Source organism: Nostocoides sp. HKS02 (assembly GCF_009707485.1).
GTDB lineage: Bacteria > Actinomycetota > Actinomycetes > Actinomycetales > Dermatophilaceae > Pedococcus.
In genome coordinates this window covers 1220910-1241863 of sequence record NZ_CP046121.1, presented here as the reverse complement: position 1 = coordinate 1241863, position 20954 = coordinate 1220910, and the positions used below count along the sequence as shown (strand labels likewise).

Genomic DNA, 20954 nt, shown 5'->3' with positions numbered 1-20954 from the left:
TCTGACGGCTTTTGTCACCGTTGCTCGTCCGGGGACCATCGCGGGACCATGATTGCTCGAGCGTGTGGACCGTGCGGTGCCACGAGGAGGACACCATGCCGTTCTTCGACCACGTCGGGCCGGAACCGGACGACTACGACACCAGCCCCAAGCAGGACGTGCGGCTCACCCAGCTGGGGTCCGCCTCGACCAAGACGTCCTTCACCTGTGGGGACGCCTTCGGCTGGGCGAACCGCACCCCGGGCGTCCCCGACCTGGACTCACGCGTCGCCCTCGACACCTCCACCGACCTCGCATCCATCCCCCCGTTCCTCTGGGGGTTGATCGCCAGCTACGGGCGGCACACCATGCCCGCGATCCTCCACGACGTCCGCTGCGATGCGTCCAAGGCGGCCGCCGGGAACGGCGGACGGGCGCGCACGGCATACCTGCGACGGCATGCCGACCACCAGTTCCGGCACACCCTCAAGGCGCACGCCGACCAGGGCGTCGTGACGCGGTACATCATGTGGTGCGCGGTGCGGCTGTTCGGTTTCCGGCCTCTCGGCGTCGCCGTCCTCGCCGGGATCATCGTGAGCATGCTGCACCAGTCCAGCAATGTCTTCGTGTCGGTGTCGGACCTGCTCAACAAGGTCACCATCTGGCCGTGGCTGTCCTGGCTCGACTGGGTCCCCCAAGGAATCGCGTGGGGGTTGGCGCAGCTGGCGACCGCTCTTCGTCCGAACCAGCCCTACACCGGCATCATGATCGCCGTGGCGACGATCTCGCTCGTGGCGCTCGTCTACCGCAGCTTCGAACGCCCAGCCGCTGGCGGGCCGGTGAGGTTCTCGCTGCCGGCGCTGCTGAGCCTGGTCGGCGCCGGCGTGGTGGGTGTTCTCACCGCGCCCCCGGTGCTGCCCCTGGTCGTGGTGACCATGGTGACGCGGTTCGTCCTGTGGTTGCTGGACTTCGTCATGCACTGGCTGGACCTGGCCTGGACCAAGGTGCTTCGGCTCATCGACGGGGCCACACCCAGCAACGTCACCGTCCCCGAAGGCGCGATGCTCCCCGCCGCCGTACCCCCCTTCCCCGGCTTCTTCCCCACGCCGTGAGCCCGGCGGCGTCGGATCGGAGCACCGTTGTTCGTAGAACTGGTGTGAGCATCGGCGACATCCAGGACGCGATCACCCGTGCGCACCACGAGGAGTGGGCGTGCGTGGTCGCCGCCCTGGCCAGACGGTTCGGCGACCTCGACATCGCCGAGGAGGCGTCGGCCGAGGCGTTCGCCACCGCTGTCGAGCGCTGGCCGGTCGACGGCATACCGCCGAACCCTGGCGCGTGGCTGACCACCACCGCGAAGCGCAAGGCCATCGACCGGATCCGGCGTGAGAACAAGCGTGACGACAAGCAGAAGCAGGCCCAGATGGGGTACGACAACGAGCCGCCCGAGCCTCTCGGCGCCATCGACGACGAACGGCTCCGACTGATCTTCACCTGCTGCCACCCCGCACTCGCCCTGGAGTCCCGCGTGGCCCTGACGCTGCGCATGGTGGGCGGTCTGACCGTGCCCGAGATCGCCCACGCGTTCCTCGTGCAGGAGGCGACCATGGGGCAGCGCATCACACGCGCGAAGGCCAAGATCAAGGCGGCGCACATCCCGTACCGGGTGCCGTCCGCCGAGGACCTGCCGGCGCGCGTCTCCGGCGTGCTGGCGGTCCTCTTCCTCGTCTTCAACGAGGGCTATCTTGCGACCGGCCCGGACAGCGACCCCGTGCGCCAGGACCTGACCTCCGAGGCGATCCGGCTGACTCGCCTGATCCGTAGCCTCCTGCCGGACGATGGTGAGGTGACCGGGCTGCTGGCCCTGATGCTGCTCACCGAGGCCCGCCGCACTGCCCGCGTCTCGGCTCGTGGCGAGCTGGTCAGGCTCGACGAGCAGGACCGCGGGGCCTGGGACGCGGCGCTGGTGGCCGAGGGACATCGGCTGGTGCGGGAGCGGCTGGCAGCCGGGGTAGCTCCTGGCCGATACCAGATCCTCGCGGCGATCAACGCCGTCCACACCTCCGCCCGCGACGCCCGTGATACCGACTGGTCGCAGGTCGTCGTCCTCTATGACCAGCTCGTCCGCATCGATCCGTCGCCGATCGTCGCCCTCAACCGGGCCATCGCCGTCGCCGAGCTCGACGGGCCGGAGGTGGCGCTCGCGGCGGTGGACCGTCTCGAAGGCCCGTTGGCCGGCTACCACGCCTTCCACGCGACGCGCGCCGACCTGCTGCGCCGGCTGGGCCGCAGCGGGCAGTCCCGCGCGGCCTACGACAGGGCGATCGAGCTCGCGGGCAACACGGCCGAGATCGCCTACCTGACCCGGCGCCGCGATCAGCTCGGGTAGCGCCCGGGTGAGGAAACCCGCGAGGCAGTACCCGTCTGCGCGGTGGACCACGTAGGCTTGCCCCTGTGTCCCGTCGTTCGACGTGGACGCATCAGCGACACGGGGGCCGGGGTCTGGTCCCTGGCGCGAGGCCGCACTTGATCCGGTATGCCGCGGCCGGGCGCAGCCTGCGCGTCGCCTCACGTTCGGTGCACCCCGCACCGACACGGCTCCGCGCCGTGTCCGACTCAGGAGAAGGAACCGCTTGGCACAGCGAGCTCCGCGCCGTTCCGGCGCGCCGCGCACCACGCCCCGCGACCAGCATCGCGGCCGCGCGCGCGACGATGAGGGCATCATCCCGGTCCTGGCCAAGGCGGTCCGGCAGGTCGAGGCCGCCGCGCAGCGGGGCAAGGTCCGGCCGGGCGGCCGCACGGCATACCAGGTCGTCGCCCTGCTCATGCGCGAGGAGCGCGCCCGGGTCAAGGCCGACACGTCCACGCCCGAGGCGGAGCGGACCGGGGTGCTGACGCGACTCGACGGCATTGCCACGATCCTGGCGAAGACGGCCGCTCGGGACACCTCACTGCTGGCCCTGCTGGCCGATGACGCTGTCGTCTCGTCCGATGCCGTGAGCCTCAAGAACGACATGCTCCGTGCGGCTGGGCGCGAGCCCGAGCCGGAACCCGAGCCGGTGCCCGAGGTCCGCCCCGGGTCGACCGCACCCACGCGCCGCGTGGTCCCGCAGACGGTGATCGCCCGACAGCTGGCCAACCCGTTCCTCGCGCCCGACTTCTCGGCGGTGCCCGCACGTCGGGCGACGACCAACCGGCTCGGCGGCTGGGAGCTGTTGACGCCCTTGTTCCGCGCCTTCGAGTACGGCGGCGATGCCACGTGCATGCCGCTGCCCGAGTCCGCGGACCTGCTCCACGGCATCCGTGGGCTGGAGCTCATGCCGCACCAGGCCCAGGTCGTGGCCGCCGCCGCAGCCGGCCATCGCACGTTCCTGCTCGCCGACGAGCCGGGCCTCGGCAAGACCGCGCAGGCGCTCCTGGCCGCCGAGGCCGCCGACGCGTTCCCCCTGCTGGTGGCCGTCCCGAACGTCGTCAAGGCGAACTGGGCGCACGAAGCCGAGCTCTGGACGCCGCGCCGCGCATCGACCGTGATCCATGGCGACGGCGAGACGATCGACGGCTTCGCCGACATCGTGATCGTCAACTACGAGCTCCTCGACCGCCACGTGGGGTGGCTGGGGAGCCACGGCTTCCGCGGCATGGTCGTCGACGAGGCGCACCTCATCAAGAACAAGTCGTCGCAGCGCTCGCAGCACGTCCTCGAGCTGTCAGAGCGCATCCGGGCGCGAAGCGCGAACCCGCTCCTGATGGCCCTCACCGGAACTCCACTCATCAACGACATCGAGGACTTCAAGGCGATCTGGCAGTTCCTCGGCTGGATCGACGACACCAAGCCCCGGCGCGCCCTCCTGGCGGCTCTCGAGGAGACCGGGCTGACGCCGGCCGACTCCGGGTTCTACACCGCTGCGCGCGCCAGTGTCATCGACCTCGGCATCGTCCGACGACGCAAGGTCGACGTCGCCGCCGACATCCCCGCTCGCCGCGTCGCGGACCTCCCGGTCGAGCTGGACGACGTGGCCGGGCGCTCGATCCGTGCGGCCGAGCAGGAGCTGGCGCGTCGTCTGGTCGCCCGCTACGAGTCGGCCCTGGCCACCCGCAAGGTGGCCACGGTCATCGACGGCATCGACCACGACCTGGTCCGCCGGGTCGCCAAGTGGGAGCGCGACGGCGACGGCTCCGGCAAGACCGGCGACAACGTGTTCACGGTGATGCGCCAGATCGGGCAGGCCAAGGCCGGCCTCGCCGCGGACTATGCCGCCCAGCTGGCTCGCAACGTCGGCAAGGTCGTCTTCTTCGCCAAGCACATCGACGTCATGGATGTGGCCGAGCAGACCTTCGCCAAGCGGGGGATCGGCTACGCGTCGATCCGCGGGGACCAGACCCCGAAGGCGCGTCAGGCCAACATCCAGGCGTTCCTCACCGACCCCGCCATCGCCGTCGTCGTGTGCTCACTCACCGCGGCCGGCGTGGGGCTCAACCTCCAGGTCGCGTCGAACGTCGTGCTCGCCGAGCTGTCCTGGACCTCGGCGGAACAGACTCAGGCCATCGACCGGGTCCACCGGATCGGCCAGACCGAGCCAGTGACCGCATGGCGGATCATCGCCGCCCAGACCATCGACCCGAAGATCGCCCAGCTCATCGACGCCAAGGCCGGGCTCGCAGCCCGGGCCCTGGATGGTTCGGACGAGGAGGTCGGGTCCTCGGCCGACGTCCAGCTGGAGGCCCTCGTCACCCTGCTGACCGAGGCCCTCGCGGGCGACCCGGCGACCGGCGACGGGCCGTCCGGGACGCAGTGATGCTCGCGCTCAGCGACTCTCGGCCTTGCGGAGCACAGCCTGGAACTGCCTGCCCAGCGCGCGTGGTCCCACGATGGGGATCAAGGCTGCGACGAGCCTGCCCCTGAACGAGTTCGGCCGCCGGGTGAGCGAGACGCGCAGGTCGGTGCCCTCGGCGGCGGGCACGAGCTCGTACCTCCACCCGCTGCCGGGGCCCCACAGGTTCGACTCGAGGGTGTCGATCGTGACGATGCCCGAGGCGGCATCCCACGAGTAGCGCTCCCGTTCCCAGCCCATGGTGGTGCCCTCGGTCACCTCGGCCCAGCCCGGACCCTGCGCGTGGACGCTGAAGTGCGCGTCGTCGACGTTCGGCCACCAGCGAGACCGCTGCGGACCGAAGTCGGTGATCACGGCCATGACCTCGCTCGGGGACAAGCTCGTGTGGACGGTGAACCTCGTCGTCGCCATGCGGGTGCCCTTCAGTCGGGAAGCTCGGTCGGGAAGCTCGGTCGGGAAGCTCGGTCGGGAAGCTCAGTCGGGAAGTTCGGTCGGCAGCACTACCGCGTCCACCAGCGCGCCGTTGCGGATCACGGTGACTTCCATCCGCTGCCCGATCGCCTCGGCGAACAGGCGCTTCTGCAGTGACTGGGCATCGCCGAGCGGGGCGCCGTCGATGGCGAGGACGAGATCGCCAGCGCGCAGGCCACTCGTGGCGGCGGGGCTGTCCTCGACAACCTCGACGACTCGCAGCCCGCCGCGCTGACCGTACCGGTCAGCCTGGGCAGGGGTCAGCCGGGCCGGGGTGCTCACCAAGCCAAGGTACGCGCGCCGCACCCGCCCGTCATGCATCAGCGCGTAGATGATCCGGTGGGTCGTGGCATTGATCGGCACCGCCATGCCGAGGCCCACTCCGGCGACGGCCGTGTTGATCCCGACGACGCGACCGCGGCTGTCGGCCAGCGCCCCACCGGAGTTGCCCGGGTTGAGCGCGGCGTCGGTCTGGATGACGTCCTCGATCAGCCGCGCCGCCGTACGGGTTCGCACCGGCATGCTGCGGCCGAGAGCGCTCACGACGCCGGCTGTCACCGTGCCGGAGAGGCCCAACGGGTTGCCGACCGCCACGACCAGCGATCCGACGAGCAGGGAGCTCGCGTCGCCGTACTCGGGTGGGGGCGGCACTGCACGGTCGGCGCGGACGATGGCAAGGTCGGACAACGGGTCACGGCCCACGACCTCGAAGCGGGCGATCGTGCCGTCCGCGAACTCCGCCGTGCCCTCGCCCGCGTCACCGACCACGTGGGCATTGGTGATCAGGTGGGACTCGCCCGTCAGGACGACTGCCGACCCGGCCGACTCTCCACGACGCGACAGGATGCGCAGCGCGGCAACCTTCGGCGTCAGCTGCGCCGCAACGGAGGTCACGACCGCTGAGTAGGCGTCCAACGCGGCCGACTCCGCCGCCGGGTCGATGGTCATGGCGATGCAACGAGCGGCGGGGCCGGCCGGATTCCACGGTTCACCGAGGGCGAAATCGTGGGCACTGCCGACCCGTGTCGCCGCCACCTCGGATGGTCCATCATCGGGGTAACGATCTCCTTGACCGGGAGGCGAGGGGGAGGAGCACGTATGCCGGCCAGACAGGCGAGCACCCGCCTCACCTGGGAGTCCGCGGCGGCGTTCCGGCGCCATTTCTGGAAGCCGCCTCGGGCGCACGGCGAGGTCATCGAGGGACGCGAGGTGAGCTTCCTCGAGCTCTTCTACGACCTGGTCTACGTCGTCGTCGTCTCGCAGGCCGCTCACCACCTGGCGGGCGACGTGACCTGGGCTGGGGCGGGCCGGTTCGCCATCGTCTTCGGGCTGATCTGGCTCGCCTGGATCAACGGGGCCGTCTATCACGACCTGCACGGCCGTGCCGAGGGGCGGACCCGGAGCTACGTGTTCCTGCAGATGGGCATCCTGGCGCTCCTCGCCGTGTTCACCGGCGCCGCGACGGCGGGCGACGGTCCGGCCTTCGCCGTCATCTACAGCGCGTTCCTGTTCCTCCTCGGCTGGCTCTGGTTCTCGGTACGCCTGCGTGACGACCCGTCGTTCCGCTCCACGACGACGCCGTACATCGTCGGGGTCGTGGCCTCGGCCGCGATCATCGGCCTGAGCGCGCTCCTGCCGGGTGGCACGCGCCTGACCGTGTGGGCGCTCGTGGTCCTCGGTTGGCTCGTCGGCTTGGTCGTCCTGGACTGGCGCAGCGGGGCGACGAGGGACACCAGCAGCAATGCGAGCGAGTCGATGATCGAGCGGTTCGACCTCTTCACGATCATTGTCCTCGGCGAGGTGGTCGTCGGCGTCGTGAACGGCATCGCGGAAGATGGACGTTCCCCGATCGCGGTGGCCACCGGGATCCTCGGGCTGGGGATCGGGTTCGCGTACTGGTGGAGCTACTTCGACCTCATCGGTGCGCGCCGGGTGCGCTCGGAGCGCGGAGCGCTGTCGCGCTGGCTCGTCGGCCACCTGCCGGTGACGATGACGATCGCAGCGACCGGCGCGGTGATGGTGAGCATGGTCCAGCACGCGTCAGCCGGCCACGCGCCGGCACCGGCGCCCATGGTGCTCTCGGTGTCCGTGGCGGTGGGCGTCCTGGCGCTGGTGGTGGTGGCGACCTCGCTGGCCGACTGGCGCGAGCTCGCGCCGGTCTACCGCTCGGCCTCCACGGCGCTGGTCGCGGCGGCGGCGGTTGCCCTCCTCATCGGCGGGCTGGCGCCGCCGCCGTGGCTGCACATCCTCCTGCTGACGCTGGTGCTTGGCGCTGCGTGGCTCTTCGGGATCCTCACGTGGTTCGCGTTCACCCACCCCGACGGTGCGCCTCCCACGGAGGCAGGACACGGCATACGGCACTGAGGTGCGCGCGGACCGCGTGACGGTGCCGCACAGCGGGCAGGTCAGTCGGGCGCGTCCGTGGCCGAGTCGCCGTCGGCGTCACCCTCGGCGTCACCCTCGGGTGCGACGATCGTCGGGTCGGGCACCTCGGGGATGACCATGTCGGGTGTCTGCGGGGTGTCGCGCGTGACCGGCGGGAACGTGGTCCCGTCCTCCTGCAGGTGCGACTGATGGGTGTCCATGTCGGCTCCTTTGCCTCGGCTCCCCAGTCCCTTGCCCACTCACGTCCGGGGCAAACAACGCTACGCCGCTGAGCGTCCGTCGAGAGGGCAAGGGACCTCAGGTGTGTCGCGGCACAAAAGCGAAGCGCCCCCTCGTGTGAGGGGGCGCTTCGTCGTGGTCGAGCTCAGACGCTCGTGGCCACCTTGTTGAAGAGGTTGTTGAGGTTGCCACCGAGGAGGGTGACAGCGGCGATGATGACGATCGCGATGAGGGCGACCATGAGGCCGTACTCGACTGCGGTCGCGCCCTGCTCGCGCGTGGCGAGGCGGGCCTGGAACTTGGCGACGAACTTGGTCATTGCGGAGAGCCTTTCGGGACAGGGCACGGGAACTTGCCTGAGGGCTCAATCCTCGTGGTCCGCGGCACCCGGACGAATCCACCGTCGGTCCAGACCCGACTAGCACTTTGGTCGGCCCGCCTCGGCAGAACGAACGAGGGCGCGGGCCCCGAACCGGCGGCGACCAGGGCCCCATCCGCCGGTCTAGGCTTGGTGACATGAGCCGGCGCGCGCGAATGATCGTCGGGGTGGTCGTGGCCCTGGTGGGCCTGGTCTGGGCGCTACAGGGCTTCGACGTCCTTGGTGGCAGCGCGATGAGCGGTCACCCGATCTGGGCCGTGGTCGGGTCGTTCGTCGTGGTCATCGGGGCTGTCGTCGCCTGGAGCGGGCGCCGCGCCTGACGGGGGCCGACCGCGGCGGCGAGGACGCCTGCGTTCGGCAGGGAGTAGGGCCCGTCCTCGGTGAGGATCTCGGTGTAGGCCAGACCGATCCCGATGACGCGCCCGGAGTACTCGCCGCCCAGCGCGCCCGAGCGCAGGACGATCGACTGGCCGATCTGGAAGGGCCGCGAGGTCAGCAGCACGAGGCCTGCGAACAGGTTGGCGAGGGCCTGTTGGGCCGCGATGCCGATGACGACTCCCGTGATGGCACCGGACAGCAGCAGCTTCTCGATCGGGACGCGCAGCACCGTCAGCGCCACGACCCCGGTGAGCAGGTAGCCGACCACCGTCAGGCCCAACCGCAGACCACTGGCGGTCCCGGGGCCGGCCCGCACGGCCGCGACGCGAGCGACCTCGTTGGCGGCGCTGCGGACACTGATCGCCATGGCGACGACGAAACCCAGCGCGCCGCCGAACGCGAGCAGCTTCTGGGTGAGGTTGGCGGACTGCGGGGAGCCGAACGCCGCCAGCAGCACCAGCAGGACTGCGGCGACACCAGCCGCCGCTGCCGCCCGTCGCAGGTCAGGGCGGATGAGCGGGTTTCCGTTGAGGTTGATCACGATGCGGTGGCTTCCGTCGTGCGCGACAGGTATCCGACCAGGACCGCGATGACCACGGCCAGGGCCAGCGTGACCGGCCCGGTGCCGAGGTCCAGCCCCCGTCGGCTCGCGGGCACGCCCAGCCAGTCCGCGAACGAGGCTCCGAGCGGTCGGGTGACGATGTACGCGAACCAGAACGCCACGATGGCGTTGAGCCCGAGGCTGCGGTGGGCGATCGCCGGCACCGCGATCACGACGGCGAACAGGACACCTGAGGCGAAGTAGCCGAGCCGCATGGTCGAGGCCGTGAGGTCTCCGGCGGCTGTGCCGAGCGCGAAGGTCGTCAGCACCGTCAGCCAGTAGAAGAGCTCGCGCCGGACCGTGGTGATGCTGTGGATCGACAGCGTGCGCTCGGTGGCGTACCAGACGCCGAACACCGCTGCCAGGGCGACGGCGAAGAAGACGGTGCTCACGGCATACGGCACGCCGAAGCCGATGTGCACGACGTCCGCAGCCATGGTGCCGAACACGCTGACCATCGACACCGCCAGCCAGTAGACCCACGGCACGTAACGGCGCACCCGGAACTGCAGGCTCAGGGCGACCGCGAAGGCCACCGCCCCGAGGGCGACGGCGACGAAGGGGTTGATCCGTCGCACGAGGAAGTCGGAGGCCGTCTCGCCCATGCCGGTGGTGAGCACCTTGGTCACCCAGAAGATCGCCGTGACCTCGGGCACCTTGCTCAGCGCGGTGGTCAGACCTGGTCGGGCTGTGTCGAGGAGCTGTTCGGATCTGGTCACGGGGCAGCAGTCTTGCAGGGGTTCCTGAACGTCAGCAAAGGACGGGGTGGGCACGCGGTGGGCCCCGGGGTGGGCGCGCGGCCGGCACACCAGGGCACGGCAGGGGCGGCCGATTCCGGGTCGAGGCGTCGTGCTTAGGTGGGGGAGGCTCGGGTGGCTGAGCCAGCGACGCACGAGGAGTGGACCATGGCCTGGAAGCCTGCCGAGATCGGTGACCTCACCGGCACGACCGCGATCGTCACCGGGGCCAACTCGGGCATCGGGTTCGTCGAGGCGCAGACACTGGCCGAGCACGGCGCGCACGTCATCCTTGCGGTGCGCAACGTCGCAGCGGGGCAGGTCGCCGCAGCCCGGATCGCCGGCAGCACCGCGGTGGAGGCCCTCGACCTGGCCTCGCTCGACTCCGTGCGCGACTTCGCCGAGCGGGTCAGCGGCCGGGTCGACCTGCTCGTCAACAATGCCGGCGTGATGGCGCCCCCGGCTCGGCGCACGACCGTCGACGGGCACGAGCTGCAGTTCGGGACCAACCACCTCGGCCACTTCGCCCTCACCGCGCGGTTGCTCCCTGCCCTCCTGGCCGCCCCCTCGCCGCGGGTCACGACCGTTGCCTCGATCGCCCACAACCAGGGCGACGCGCGAGTCGTCGAGGCGAACGACGTCGCCGACTACGACCCCCGTGCCTCCTACGGCCGGTCCAAGCTGGCCAACCTCCTCTTCGCGCTCGAGCTGCACCGGCGCGCGACCGCTGCGGGCTCGCGGCTGACCTCGACGGCCGCCCATCCCGGTGTCGCCGTCACCAACCTCGTGGCCAGCACCGACGGCATGGGTGCCCGCTGGGTCGTCCGCACGTTCGCTCCGCCGCTCATGCGCCTGGTGCTGCCGGGCTCGCGGGGCGGCGCCGAGTCGGTGCTGTATGCCGCGACCGTGGCCGAACCGGGGTCGTACACCGGGCCGCAGGGGCGCGGCGAGGTCCGCGGCGGCGTGGGCACCGCGAGGCTCAGCCCGCTGGCGGCCGACGAGGACCTGGCCGGGCGACTGTGGACCGTCAGCGAAGAGCTCACGGGCGTGCGGTTCGAGCTCTGACCCCTCCCTCGCCCGGCCACCGCGCCACGGGTCACAGGTGGGCGGCGTCGGCCTCCGACCACGGCGGTGCGCGTTTCATCGCTGTCTACGACGAGTCCCGACACCGGGCCGAGGAGCCCCGGCTCGTCGTTCACCATGCGGCTGCCCCGCCAGGACCGCACCGCGAGCGCGTGAGCCGGCCGGGCCGATGAGTTGGGGGCCGCAGCGGGGTCTGTCCTCACAAGCGAAGGAAAGGGAGCATGACCATGTCTGACACGACAGCGGCACGAATCACCTCGGTGCACACCGTCGGAGTGCCGGTCACCGACCAGGACCGCGCCCTCGAGTTCTACGTCGGGACGCTGGGGCTGGACAAGCTCGCGGACGCACCGGTGGAGCAGCTGGGCGGGCGGTGGATCGTCGTCGGCCCCCCGGGGTCAGGGACGACCTTGGCGCTGGTGCCTGCGACCCCGGGCGTGCCGGCCGGGGTCGCGACTGGAATCCGGCTGGGTACCGACGACGCCGCCGCGCTGCATGCGGCCCTCGCCGACCGCGGCGTCGAGGTCGGCGAGCTGTTGACCTGGCCGGGAGTGCCGCCGATGTTCGCGGTCAAGGACCCGGACGGCAACGGCCTGTCGGTGACCGAGACGCGCTGAGCCCTCACGGGCCGAGCACGCCTTGCCGGGCGGGTGCGACGGGGGAGGCTGGACCCATGGTCACGACGTTGCGGCTGGGGCGCGTCGGTGGCCTGCGGGTCACCGTGGCCGTCACGCGGTCGCTCGACCAGTCGCCGCACGACGTGTATCTCATCGACCTCGACCTCGCCCTGCCGGACGACGGCGGACCCGGTGGCGCACGGTTCGACGAGGTGCCGTGGCTCGCGGACCTCGAGCCGGTCCTGGCGGCCTCCGACGCCCTGCCCGAGTGGGTCGTCGACGTCACCCGAAGCCATCGCAGTGACGGCGGCGGCGGACGAGCGCAGATCGCCGTGCTGCTGGCCCGGGGGAGCGACCCGGCAGCGCCGTGGCCCGAGCCTGACCTGACCGGGCCGGTGCGGGCTGCGTTCACCCGCATGGTCGCGCACGCGGCACCGTCGGCCCCGGTCGTCGCCCTGCCACACGGGGCGGCGCTCGCGGCGGCGAGGGCAGCCGTCGCCGAGCTCTTCCGCGATGTTGACAGCGGGTTGCTGTCGCTCACCGACGAGGAGCACCATGCGGCGGAAGGGAGCTGGTCCCTCGGGTGGGCGCTGCCCGGTGTCGCCCGGTTTCGCGTGCAGGTCGGGCTCGTGCGGGCGAGTCCCACGTCGGTTCACGTGCGGCGGATGCCGGTGGCCGAGGTGGTCGACTCGGTCGGCACCTGAGCAGGCAAGCGCCTCACCCGGTGGCGAAGTCGACCTCGGCGCTCGGGGTCACCGTGCCCTTGCGGCCCGGCGCGGAGGCCCAGCTCCAGTAGGTGTTGGTGTAGGCGATGGACTGCTCGGGCGTCACGGGAAAGCCCCATTGCCGCATGTCCTCGGTGGTGTGCGCGTCGGAGACCAGGGTGGCGTCGTACCCGCGGACCAGCGCGCCGTGCAGGGTGCAGCGGATGCACTCCTCGGTCTGTGCGCCGGTGACCACGAGGTGCCCGACCCGGCGCTGCGCCAGCTGCTCCTCGAGGTCGGTGGCCTCGAACGCGTCGCCGTAGCTCTTGTGGACCACCGGCTCGGAGTCGAGGCGGGTGAGTTCCGGGACGTACTCCCACTCCTGGGAGCCCTTGGCGAGCTGCTCGTCGGAATGCTGCACCCACACCACGGGGACCTGCTCCGCACGGGCCTTGTCGACGAGGGTCGCGATGGTGGCGACGACCCGGTCGCGCTCGTAGGCGCTGCCCACGACGCCGTTCTGCACATCGATGACGACCAGGGCGGTCGCGGGTCGGTTCTCCAGGGATGTCATGGGTACCTCCGTCGGCTCCAGCGGGTGCCGATCAGCCTAGGGCGGCCCACCGACACCCGCTGGGTGCGCTGACGGCTCAGTTCGGGGCACCCACCGGCGTGCCGCTGGTCTGGACGGCGTAGCCGGTGTAGCTGCCGCTGCCACCCAGGTCGGGCGAGTCGTGCGAGTAGGCGATGTGCGCCCACCCCGACTGGTCCGTGTCGATCCCGAAGTCGTCGAGCAGCTGGCGGCCACCCGTGCAGCTGATGCCTCCCTCGCACACCGGGCCGGTGTGGACGGGCATGAGCTTCGTGGTGTTCCAGCCGCTGACCGACTGGGTGCGGTTCTGCGCGAAGTAGACGTTCCACGTCTGGTTCGCGCCCGTGCCCGTCGCACCGTAGTACGCGAGGTCCTCGCCTGCGCTCGTGGCGACGATCCAGGGGAAGATCGCCTGGGACGCCGAGCTGACCGGCCCCGAGCAGGTCCACGAGCTCCCGTGGTCGCTGGACGACGCGACATACACGGAGGTGTCGTTGCTGACGGCATAGAACAGCGTGCCGTTCGGCGCGACGGAGACGTTCGGGAAGTTGTGGTTGAGGCCCGCCGCCCCGAACGACGTCGAGCACGGGATCGGCTTGTCGGCCCAGGTGTGCCCACCGTCGGGTGAGACGGCCAGGAACGCCTCGTTGTAGGGCGAGCTGCCGGTCGGTCCGGGGTCCGCGGAGGGGGCGACGAACGACTGGTAGGCCCAGAACCCGCCCGGCGTGGGGTTGTTGTGGTCGACCACCAGGTTGCCGAGCTCGTTGTTGGTCGCCTTGTAGTCCGTGGCCGGGATCGCCTGCGAGATCTGGGCGTAGGGGCCGCCACCGGTGTCGGAACGCAGCACGTCGATGTTGTTCGTGGTGATGTCGTGGAACGTCAGCAAGCTGGTGTCCGCCCCGTATGCCGCGATCCACTCGCGGTCGTCCACCGGGAGGCCGGCCTGGACGGGGACCTGCGAGAAGGTCTTGCCGTCGTCGACCGAGGTGGCCACGTTGATCGACCCGAGGTTGAGGCTCGCGACGTAGATGCGGTGCGTCCCGACGGCCGAGGTCGCCGGGGCGAAGGCCGTGTCGATGTCGCCGCCGGAGGCGCCGACCCCACTCACGGCGTTGGGCTGGCCGCTGTAGGTGAGGGCACAGGCGGAGGCGTTCGACGTGCCGCCGACCTGCGTGCCGCGCCAGAACTCGCTGCCCCCGCCGAGTCCGTCCTCCGACCCGAGGCCGACGAGGTTCGTCCGCGAGACGTGGATGGAGGGCTCGCCCGCGATGTTCGTCCCGCACCCGCTCGCACCGACGGTCTGGGCCTGGAGCTGGCCGAAGGCGAACCCGTTCGTGGTGGCGATGGGTTTGGTCGCAGGCGTGTGGTGCGGCCCGGCGAGGGTGGACGCCGCAGCGGGAGCCGCAATCGCGGCTCCGACCATCGCGGCGCCGGCACAGGTACGCAAGAGCTTGGTCGAAACGACGAGCACGGACGGCCTCCCTGAGGACGGATGTGGGTGTCATGAGTCACAACGAGCCGCCGGGCCCTGCGTTACGGGGCAATTCGGTCATCGAGGCGCATAACGGCTCCGATGTGCATCGGGCCGACCCTCCGTGGCATGGTTAGATAGGTAAGGCTCGCCTAACCGTGTCGGGTTTGTCCTCGCTCCAGGAGTACTGATGTCAGCCATGCAGATTGCCCTTCTGGGCATGATCGCCGGTTTCACGATCTTTCTCGGCCTGCCCATCGGGCGGCTGCGCCAGCCCGCGCCGCGGCTGAAGGCCGCGCTCAACGGTGTCGCCATCGGCGTGCTGGTGTTCCTCGTGTGGGACATCCTCTCCCACGCCTGGGAGCCCACCGACAGCGCGCTCGCCGCACACAAGTGGGGTCAGGCAACCACGGGCGGCATCGTCCTCGCGCTCGGGCTGGTCGTGGGTATGGCCGGACTCGTCTACTACGACAAGGCGATGGCTGCGCGACGGGCTCGCTCCCGCGCCGTCCCGACGCCGGCCGCAGTGCCTGTGGGTGTGCCGAGCGCGGGCTCGGTGGGTGGTGACCCGTCGACCCCGTCCCTGGCTGCCGGGGAGGTTCCCGTGTCCACCGCGGCTCGCACGGCTGCCGCCGACCTCGCGCTGATGATCGCGGTGGGCATCGGCCTGCACAACTTCGCCGAGGGCCTGGCCATCGGCAACTCCGCGGCCGGCGGAGAGCTCTCGCTCGCCCTGCTGCTGGTGATCGGTTTCGCGTTGCACAACGCCACCGAGGGGTTCGGCATCGTCGCGCCGCTGGCCGGCGACACCGAGCGCCCGAGCTGGGGTCGGCTGGCCCTGCTCGGCCTCATCGGTGGCGGTCCGACCTTCGTGGGCACCCTCGTGGGTCAGAGCGTCGTCAACGACACCCTCGCCATCGCGTTCCTCAGGCTGGCCGCCGGCTCGGTGCTCTACGTCGTGATCGAGCTGCTGGCCGTCGCCCGACGGACGGGTCTGAAGGAGCTCACGACCTGGTGCATCCTCGGCGGTCTCGCGTTGGGCTTCCTCACCGACGGCATCCTCGTGGCGGCCGGCGCCTGACGCCGAGGGGCGCCGAGGAGCATCGTCGCGCTCGCGCTCAGCTGCTGCCCGGCGCGACGATGCGGCTGTGCAGCTCGGTCGTGAGCGCGTGGATCTGGCGGGTCAGCTCGGTGTTGGTCTTGAGCTCGAGCTCGGACTCGACGAAGTCGTGGTCGGCCTTGGCCTGCTGGAACGCGGCCTGACGGTTCTGCCCGATCATGACGAACGTCGACAGGAAGATCGCCTCGAGCGAGACGATGAGCGTCAGGGTGGGCCAGGGGCTCGACTCGATGAAGAGCATCCAGATCGCGAAGCCCACGGCGTGCAGGTACACGAAGGTCATCGAGCCAGCGAACGCCGTGATGCCGTCGGCGATCTTCAGCTGAACGTCCTGGGCGCGCTGGGCCATCATCGCGCGGGTGACGGGGTGGATCTGAGGCGCACTGGGTGCCGGAGAGTTCATGGCATCAATATGCACTGCCGGATGCCGCGTCGGGGTCAGTGACGCTCCCACCCGAAGGTCACGTGCACCCAGCGCGGGACCTCCTCGCCATCGGCCAGCTGCGGGCTCGCAGTGATCGAGGGCTCGTCGGTGAGCTGTTCGGCCGTGGCGAGGCCCAGGTCGATCAGCCTCCGACGGGCCTCCTCGACGAGCCGTGCGCGAAGCGCGGCATCGTCGACGACTGTCCTGTTGACGGTGACGCTGGTCTCCACGTGCATGGCCCCTCGGCCCTTCCTTCGCGACGGCACCAGCATCGACGACCGGAGGTGCGTCGTTGGAGGGGAGCCCGCGCCCACCATCCCCCGATGTGCCCCTACCGGCGCGAGCATTCCCTCCGCCTCCGAGACTGCCCGTGACCGCGGCCTGCCGACCATGGCTCATCGGGGTCATTTCCCACCCCGTCGTGACTGGCCAGCGGATCGCGCCGGATGCGGCATACTCGCCGCGCGTGGTCAGCCGGTGACAGGATCTGGACATGGCCGCTGGAGCGCGCCGCGCGGCGCTGACGCCAACCCGGGCCGAGCTGCTCGCCGCGCTCTCCCTGGCCATCGACCTCGGCCTCGGGCTTCCCGCGGAGCACGTGTTGCGCAGTGCGCTGATGGCTGGCCGGCTCGCGCGGCTGCTCGGCTGCGACGAACAGGCCCAGGAGGTCGCGCACTCCGTGACCCTCGTCATGTGGGTGGGCTGTCATGCCGAGTCGCACGAGTACGCGCGCTGGTTCGGCGACGACATCGCCGTCCGCCGGGACTCCTACGACGTCGACTGGGCCGGCGTGCCCTACGCGATCTTCCTGCTGCAGAACCTCGGTCGGGGGCGGGCGCTGCCGCAGCGCCTCAAGGTCGCAGGGGCGCTCCTGCGCGACCCACGGGCCAACCTCGCCACGATGACGAGGTCCCACTGTTCCTCGGCGGCGCTGCTGGCTCGCCGGATCGGGCTCGGCGAGGACGTGCAGCACTCGCTCGGGTTCGGCTTCGAGCGGTGGGACGGGGGCGGGCTCCCCAACGGCGCCCGAGGCACCGGCATACCGCTGTCCATGCGGATCGCCCAGGTCGTCGACGTGGCGGACGTGGTCCGCACCCGGCGCGGGGTCGAGGCGGCCCTGGAGGTCCTCGCCGCCCGCAGCGGCGGCCAGTTCGACCCGGGCGTGGTGTCGTGCTTCGCCCGGCACCACGCCGAGCTGTTCACCCTGCCCGCCGACGTCTGGAGCGCGGCGGTCACGCAGGCGCCCGGTGCGCAGGCCCAGACGATCGGGAGCGACCCCGAGGACCTCATCGCCGCGCTCGGTGACTTCGTCGACCTCAAGAGCCCCTACACCGTCGGGCACTCGCGGTCGGTCGCCGGACTGGCCGCAGCCGCGGGGCGCCACCTCGGCCTCGCCGACCAGAGCATCGCCCGGCTCCGCAGGGCCGGGCACCTGCACGACCTCGGGCGGATCGGCATCTCCAACCTCATCTGGGAGAAGGCCACGCCGCTGTCAGTGGCCGAACGCGAGCGGGTCGAGCTGCACCCGTTCCTCACCGGCCGGATTCTCGCTCGGCTGCCCGGGCTGGCGGCCGAGGCCCGGTTGGCCGTCAACCACCACGAGCGCCTCGACGGGTCCGGGTACCCGGGCCGGCTCCGGGCGGGCGAGCTGTCCCTGCTGGACCAGGTCCTGGCGGCCGCCGACCTGTTCCAGTGCGCGGTGGAGGAGGGGCCGGGCCGGGCCGGGTCGAGTCCGGCGGAGGCTGCCCGGATGCTTCGCGAGGAGGCACGCGGGGGGGCGCCTGCAGGCCGAGGCCGTCGATGCGGTGCTCCAGGCGGCCGGTCGGTCCACGGCGAAGCCGGCCTGGCCGGCGGGGCTGACCACTCGCGAGGTCGAGGTGCTGCGACTGGTCGCACGCGCCACGCCGACGCCCGAGGTGGCCCGTCGCCTCGAGATCGCGGAGAAGACGGTGCGCAACCACCTCGAGCACATCTACGCCAAGACCGGTGCCTCGAGCCGGGTCGCGCTCAGCCTGTTCGCGACCGACCACGGCCTCGCGTCGTCGGACTGAGCCGAGCCGGGCCGACGGCGTCGTCAAGAAGTCGTCAAGATTCGCCCTCGCCGCGTGAAGAAGGCGTCAAGGGACGGCCCAGGCCGGCACCCCGGCAGCAGGCTGGCGCCGTGAACAACCCACCACGCCGGACCGGCCCCGATGTCCACGACCGCTGCTGACGCTCTGAAGCGACTGGTCATCGGCCGGGCCCTGGCCAGCCACCGCCTCGGCGAGACCCTGCTGCCCAAGAAGCTTGCCCTCCCTGTCTTCTGCTCGGACCCGATCTCGTCCGTCGCGTATGCGACCGAGCAGATCGTGCTCGTGCTCGGCGCCGCCGGCGCCGCCTCGTTCCCTCGGGCTCGCGGCCCCCATCGCCGCCGCGGTCGCACTCCTCCTCGTCGTGGTCGTCGCGTCCTACCGGCAGACGTGTTACGCCTACCCGAGCGGTGGTGGGGCCTACGTCGTGAGCAAGGAGAACCTGGGGGAGAAGGCCGCCCTGACCGCGGCGGCCGCCCTGCTCGTGGACTACGTGATGACCGTCGCCGTCTCGGTCGTGTCCGGCGTCGTGGCGATCATCTCCGCCCTGCCCGTGCTCGCGCCGTATGCCGTGGAGCTGTCCGCCGGCTTCGTCGTCCTGCTGGCGGTGGTCAACCTCCGCGGGGTCAAGGAGTCCGGTACCGCCTTCGCCTTCCCCACGTACGCCTTCGTGGGGCTCACCCTGCTGCTGCTGGCGAGCGGCGTCTACCGCGCCCTGCACGGCGGCATACCGGAGGCCGTCAGTGCCCACCTCGCCCTGACGCGCACCGCCCAGGTGGGGGGAGTCTTCACCCTTCTGCTCTGCTTGCGGGCCTTCGCGTCCGGCTGCACCGCGCTCACCGGAGTCGAGGCCATCAGCAACGGGGTGCCCGCGTTCCAGAAGCCGAAGAGCAAGAACGCCGCGACCACCCTCGTCATCATGGGTGCCCTCGCCATCACGATGTTCTCGGGGATCACGGCTCTGGCCCTCGCGACCCATGCGCGCGCCTACGGCAACGGGAACCCGTCGGTGATCAGCCAGATCGCCGAGAGCGTGTGGGGCCGGGGCGTGTTGTTCTACGGCTTCCAGGCGGCCACTGCCGGCATCCTCGTGCTCGCTGCCAACACGGCCTTCAACGGGTTCCCGACCCTCGCCTCGATCCTCGCGCGCGACCGCTACCTGCCCCACCAGCTGCACAACCGCGGGGACCGGCTCGCGTTCAGCAACGGGATCATCCTGCTCGCGGGGGTCTCCGCTGCGCTCATCATCGGGTTCGACGCCAACATCGAGAAGCTCATCCAGCTCTACATCGTCGGCGTCTTCACCTCCTTCACGCTGTCGCAGTTCGGCATGGTCCGGCACTGGCGCGACGAGCTGGGCCGCGCCGACGGCGGGCGACGCCGCTCCATCCGGCGCTCGCAGCTCATCAACGGCACCGGGGCTGCGGTCACGGCCCTCGTCCTCGTGATCGTGGTCCGCTACAAGTTCCTCGCTGGCGCCTACCTCGCGATCGCCGCGATGGTCGTCATCTTCTTCCTCATGCGGGGCATCCGTCGGCACTACGAGTCGGTGGCACGCGAGCTCGAGCCGGGGCCCGGCGGGGTGCTGCTCCCGAGCCGAAACCACGCGGTGGTGCTCGTCTCGAAGCTGCACGCCCCCACGCTGCTCGCGCTGGCCTATGCGAAGGCGACGCGGGCCTCGCACCTGGTCGCCCTCACCGTCGCCGTCAACCCGGAGGAGGAACGCCAGCTGCGCCGGGACTGGGATCAGCGCGGGCTCGACATCCCCCTCACCATCGTCGCCTCGCCGTACCGGGAGATCACCCGCCCGGTGCTGGAGTACCTCGCCACCATCCGGCGCGACAGCCCTCGAGACGTCATCACCGTCTTCATCCCCGAATACGTCGTCGGTCACTGGTGGGAGCATCTGCTGCACAACCAGAGTGCGTTGCGGCTCAAGGGAAGGCTGCTCTACCAACCGGGTGTGATGGTCACCTCCGTGCCGTACCACCTCAGCTCGTCGCGCAGGTCCCCACTCGAGGAGCGGGTGACGGATACCGTCGGCTCATGACCGGGTGGGCAGAGGTGGGCGATGGGGTGTTCCAGCGCAGGTACGACCCGCTGGACATCAGCATCTGCGTGGTCCGCGGCAGGGGTGGCCTGCTCGTGGTGGACACCCGCTCGTCGCCACGCCAGGGCGAGGAGATCCGCGAGCACCTGCGTGAGCTGACGGCGGACCCGGTCGTGGCGGTGGTGAACACCCACGCGCACTTCGACCACAGCTTCGGCAACCAGGTCTTCGCGGACGTGCCGATCTACGGTCATGACCTCGTGCCCGCACACCTGGAGGCCTACGAGACGCCGATGTTGGCCGCGTGGGTGGCCGAGGGCATCGAGCCCGTGGAGGAGTGGGCCGCGGTGCGGATCACCGCGCCCACGGTGCTGGTGGGCGCCGAGCACCGCCTCACCATCGGCGACCGGGTCGTCGAGCTGCGCCACCTGGGCCGGGGGCACACCGACAACGACCTCGTCCTGCACCTCGCCGACGCCGGCACCTGGATCGTCGGCGACCTCGTCGAGGAGTCCGGCCCACCGATGTACGGGTCCGGATGCTTTCCGCTGGAGTGGCCGGCGACGGTCGCCGCGCTCGCGCGCCTGGTGGGGCCGGACGATGTCGTCGTCCCGGGCCACGGCTCGCCGGTGAACCGGTTGTTCGTCGAGGCCCAGCAGACCCAGCTCGCAGGGGTGGCCGACCTGCTGCGGGAGCTCCACGCCGCGGGGGTGCCCGTCGAGCGTGCGTGTGAGGCCGGAGCGGGCCGATGGGCGCTGCCCCAGGAAGGGCTGGAACCGGCCATCAGCGCGGCATACGAGGCGCTTTCGACCTGACCTGCGCTGGATTCTCAGGTGGCCGCCA

At 71.0% G+C, this 20954-nt stretch carries 21 protein-coding genes and 1 pseudogene; 12 read left to right on the top strand and 10 right to left on the bottom strand.

Going from position 1 to position 20954, the window contains the following annotated elements:
- Positions 1–95: 95 nt before the first annotated feature.
- The 3 genes from GKE56_RS05900 to GKE56_RS05890 all read left to right on the top strand — a co-directional run bounded on the left by GKE56_RS05900 (position 96) and on the right by GKE56_RS05890 (position 4775).
- Positions 96–1091 (top strand): DUF1353 domain-containing protein, encoded by a 996-nt coding sequence (locus tag GKE56_RS05900; protein WP_154683745.1) that lies wholly within the window; start codon positions 96–98, stop codon positions 1089–1091.
- 44 nt (positions 1092–1135) lie between these two features.
- Positions 1136–2368, top strand: coding sequence for an RNA polymerase sigma factor (locus GKE56_RS05895; RefSeq protein ID WP_370518464.1), 1233 nt, complete (start codon positions 1136–1138; stop codon positions 2366–2368).
- A 244-nt stretch (positions 2369–2612) separates the two neighbouring features.
- The gene (locus tag GKE56_RS05890; protein ID WP_154683744.1) at positions 2613–4775 is read left to right on the top strand and encodes a DEAD/DEAH box helicase; all 2163 of its coding nucleotides are present in this window, start codon (positions 2613–2615) and stop codon (positions 4773–4775) included.
- Positions 4776–4784: 9 nt separating this feature from the next.
- Here GKE56_RS05890 and GKE56_RS05885 read toward each other — a convergent pair whose 3' ends face one another.
- Both GKE56_RS05885 and GKE56_RS05880 read right to left on the bottom strand, forming a co-directional pair.
- Complete coding sequence (locus GKE56_RS05885; RefSeq protein ID WP_154683743.1) at positions 4785–5222, bottom strand: SRPBCC family protein; 438 nt, start codon at positions 5220–5222, stop codon at positions 4785–4787.
- A gap of 63 nt (positions 5223–5285) precedes the next feature.
- Positions 5286–6230: a S1C family serine protease gene (locus tag GKE56_RS05880; protein ID WP_154683742.1), complete on the bottom strand. Its 945-nt coding sequence runs from the start codon at positions 6228–6230 to the stop codon at positions 5286–5288.
- 150 nt (positions 6231–6380) lie between these two features.
- Between GKE56_RS05880 and GKE56_RS05875 the strand changes: the two genes are divergently transcribed.
- The gene (locus GKE56_RS05875; RefSeq protein WP_154683741.1) at positions 6381–7646 is read left to right on the top strand and encodes a low temperature requirement protein A; all 1266 of its coding nucleotides are present in this window, start codon (positions 6381–6383) and stop codon (positions 7644–7646) included.
- Positions 7647–7687: 41 nt separating this feature from the next.
- Here the strand turns inward: GKE56_RS05875 and GKE56_RS05870 are convergent, their stop codons facing one another.
- The 4 genes from GKE56_RS05870 to GKE56_RS05855 all read right to left on the bottom strand — a co-directional run bounded on the left by GKE56_RS05870 (position 7688) and on the right by GKE56_RS05855 (position 9963).
- Positions 7688–7867: a hypothetical protein gene (locus tag GKE56_RS05870; protein ID WP_154683740.1), complete on the bottom strand. Its 180-nt coding sequence runs from the start codon at positions 7865–7867 to the stop codon at positions 7688–7690.
- A 164-nt stretch (positions 7868–8031) separates the two neighbouring features.
- Positions 8032–8205: a Flp family type IVb pilin gene (locus GKE56_RS05865; RefSeq protein WP_154683739.1), complete on the bottom strand. Its 174-nt coding sequence runs from the start codon at positions 8203–8205 to the stop codon at positions 8032–8034.
- Positions 8206–8506: 301 nt separating this feature from the next.
- Entirely contained in the window at positions 8507–9184 is a 678-nt protein-coding gene (locus GKE56_RS05860) for a mechanosensitive ion channel family protein (protein ID WP_154683738.1), read from the bottom strand.
- Positions 9181–9963: a hypothetical protein gene (locus GKE56_RS05855; RefSeq protein WP_230209223.1), complete on the bottom strand. Its 783-nt coding sequence runs from the start codon at positions 9961–9963 to the stop codon at positions 9181–9183. The genes GKE56_RS05860 and GKE56_RS05855 overlap by 4 nt, the downstream gene beginning before the upstream one ends.
- A gap of 153 nt (positions 9964–10116) precedes the next feature.
- Here GKE56_RS05855 and GKE56_RS05850 point away from each other — a divergent pair, with 153 nt between their 5' ends.
- The 3 genes from GKE56_RS05850 (at position 10117) to GKE56_RS05840 (ending at position 12385) form a co-directional block, all read left to right on the top strand.
- Entirely contained in the window at positions 10117–11046 is a 930-nt protein-coding gene (locus GKE56_RS05850; protein ID WP_230209222.1) for an oxidoreductase, read from the top strand.
- Between the two features lie 245 nt (positions 11047–11291).
- Positions 11292–11681, top strand: coding sequence for a VOC family protein (locus tag GKE56_RS05845; protein WP_154683737.1), 390 nt, complete (start codon positions 11292–11294; stop codon positions 11679–11681).
- 56 nt (positions 11682–11737) lie between these two features.
- A complete protein-coding gene (locus tag GKE56_RS05840) occupies positions 11738–12385 on the top strand; it encodes a hypothetical protein (protein WP_154683736.1) in 648 nt (215 codons plus the stop codon).
- A 13-nt stretch (positions 12386–12398) separates the two neighbouring features.
- Here GKE56_RS05840 and GKE56_RS05835 read toward each other — a convergent pair whose 3' ends face one another.
- On the bottom strand, positions 12399–12959 hold the full coding sequence (locus tag GKE56_RS05835; RefSeq protein WP_154683735.1) for an isochorismatase family protein: 561 nt from the start codon (positions 12957–12959) through the stop codon (positions 12399–12401).
- Positions 12960–13035: 76 nt separating this feature from the next.
- On the bottom strand, positions 13036–14448 hold the full coding sequence (locus GKE56_RS05830; protein WP_154683734.1) for a sialidase family protein: 1413 nt from the start codon (positions 14446–14448) through the stop codon (positions 13036–13038).
- 199 nt (positions 14449–14647) lie between these two features.
- On the opposite strand from GKE56_RS05830, the gene GKE56_RS05825 reads away from it, so the two are divergent.
- Positions 14648–15529, top strand: coding sequence for a ZIP family metal transporter (locus GKE56_RS05825; protein ID WP_230209221.1), 882 nt, complete (start codon positions 14648–14650; stop codon positions 15527–15529).
- Positions 15530–15566: 37 nt separating this feature from the next.
- On the opposite strand, the gene GKE56_RS05820 is transcribed toward GKE56_RS05825, so the two are convergent.
- Positions 15567–15971 carry a DUF1003 domain-containing protein gene (locus GKE56_RS05820; RefSeq protein ID WP_154683732.1) on the bottom strand — a complete coding sequence of 135 codons (405 nt, stop codon included), beginning with the start codon at positions 15969–15971 and terminating at the stop codon, positions 15567–15569.
- 35 nt (positions 15972–16006) lie between these two features.
- Positions 16007–16228 carry a hypothetical protein gene (locus GKE56_RS05815; RefSeq protein WP_154683731.1) on the bottom strand — a complete coding sequence of 74 codons (222 nt, stop codon included), beginning with the start codon at positions 16226–16228 and terminating at the stop codon, positions 16007–16009.
- A gap of 257 nt (positions 16229–16485) precedes the next feature.
- Between GKE56_RS05815 and GKE56_RS05810 the strand changes: the two are divergent.
- From GKE56_RS05810 to GKE56_RS05800, 4 genes and pseudogenes are all read left to right on the top strand, one after another.
- Positions 16486–17703, top strand: a pseudogene (locus GKE56_RS05810) (HD domain-containing phosphohydrolase); the annotation flags it as partial.
- A 94-nt stretch (positions 17704–17797) separates the two neighbouring features.
- Positions 17798–18043, top strand: a complete 246-nt coding sequence (locus tag GKE56_RS18165) for a response regulator transcription factor (protein WP_370518487.1) — start codon at positions 17798–17800, stop codon at positions 18041–18043.
- A 382-nt stretch (positions 18044–18425) separates the two neighbouring features.
- Entirely contained in the window at positions 18426–20111 is a 1686-nt protein-coding gene (locus GKE56_RS05805; RefSeq protein ID WP_230209219.1) for an APC family permease, read from the top strand.
- On the top strand, positions 20108–20926 hold the full coding sequence (locus tag GKE56_RS05800) for an MBL fold metallo-hydrolase (RefSeq protein ID WP_154683730.1): 819 nt from the start codon (positions 20108–20110) through the stop codon (positions 20924–20926). Before GKE56_RS05805 ends, GKE56_RS05800 begins: the two co-directional genes overlap by 4 nt.
- Positions 20927–20954: the final 28 nt, after the last annotated feature.

Bases quoted from the DNA above. Each gene is read 5' to 3' on its own strand.
- GKE56_RS05900 (WP_154683745.1), top strand. From the start codon at position 96: ATGCCGTTCTTCGACCACGTCGGGCCGGAACCGGACGACTACGACACC.
- GKE56_RS05885 (WP_154683743.1), bottom strand. From the start codon at position 5,222: ATGGCGACGACGAGGTTCACCGTCCACACGAGCTTGTCCCCGAGCGAG.
- GKE56_RS05880 (WP_154683742.1), bottom strand. From the start codon at position 6,230: ATGACCATCGACCCGGCGGCGGAGTCGGCCGCGTTGGACGCCTACTCA.
- GKE56_RS05875 (WP_154683741.1), top strand. From the start codon at position 6,381: ATGCCGGCCAGACAGGCGAGCACCCGCCTCACCTGGGAGTCCGCGGCG.
- GKE56_RS05870 (WP_154683740.1), bottom strand. From the start codon at position 7,867: ATGGACACCCATCAGTCGCACCTGCAGGAGGACGGGACCACGTTCCCG.
- GKE56_RS05865 (WP_154683739.1), bottom strand. From the start codon at position 8,205: ATGACCAAGTTCGTCGCCAAGTTCCAGGCCCGCCTCGCCACGCGCGAG.
- GKE56_RS05845 (WP_154683737.1), top strand. From the start codon at position 11,292: ATGTCTGACACGACAGCGGCACGAATCACCTCGGTGCACACCGTCGGA.
- GKE56_RS05840 (WP_154683736.1), top strand. From the start codon at position 11,738: ATGGTCACGACGTTGCGGCTGGGGCGCGTCGGTGGCCTGCGGGTCACC.
- GKE56_RS05835 (WP_154683735.1), bottom strand. From the start codon at position 12,959: ATGACATCCCTGGAGAACCGACCCGCGACCGCCCTGGTCGTCATCGAT.
- GKE56_RS05825 (WP_230209221.1), top strand. From the start codon at position 14,648: ATGCAGATTGCCCTTCTGGGCATGATCGCCGGTTTCACGATCTTTCTC.
- GKE56_RS05820 (WP_154683732.1), bottom strand. From the start codon at position 15,971: ATGAACTCTCCGGCACCCAGTGCGCCTCAGATCCACCCCGTCACCCGC.
- GKE56_RS05815 (WP_154683731.1), bottom strand. From the start codon at position 16,228: ATGCACGTGGAGACCAGCGTCACCGTCAACAGGACAGTCGTCGACGAT.
- GKE56_RS05800 (WP_154683730.1), top strand. From the start codon at position 20,108: ATGACCGGGTGGGCAGAGGTGGGCGATGGGGTGTTCCAGCGCAGGTAC.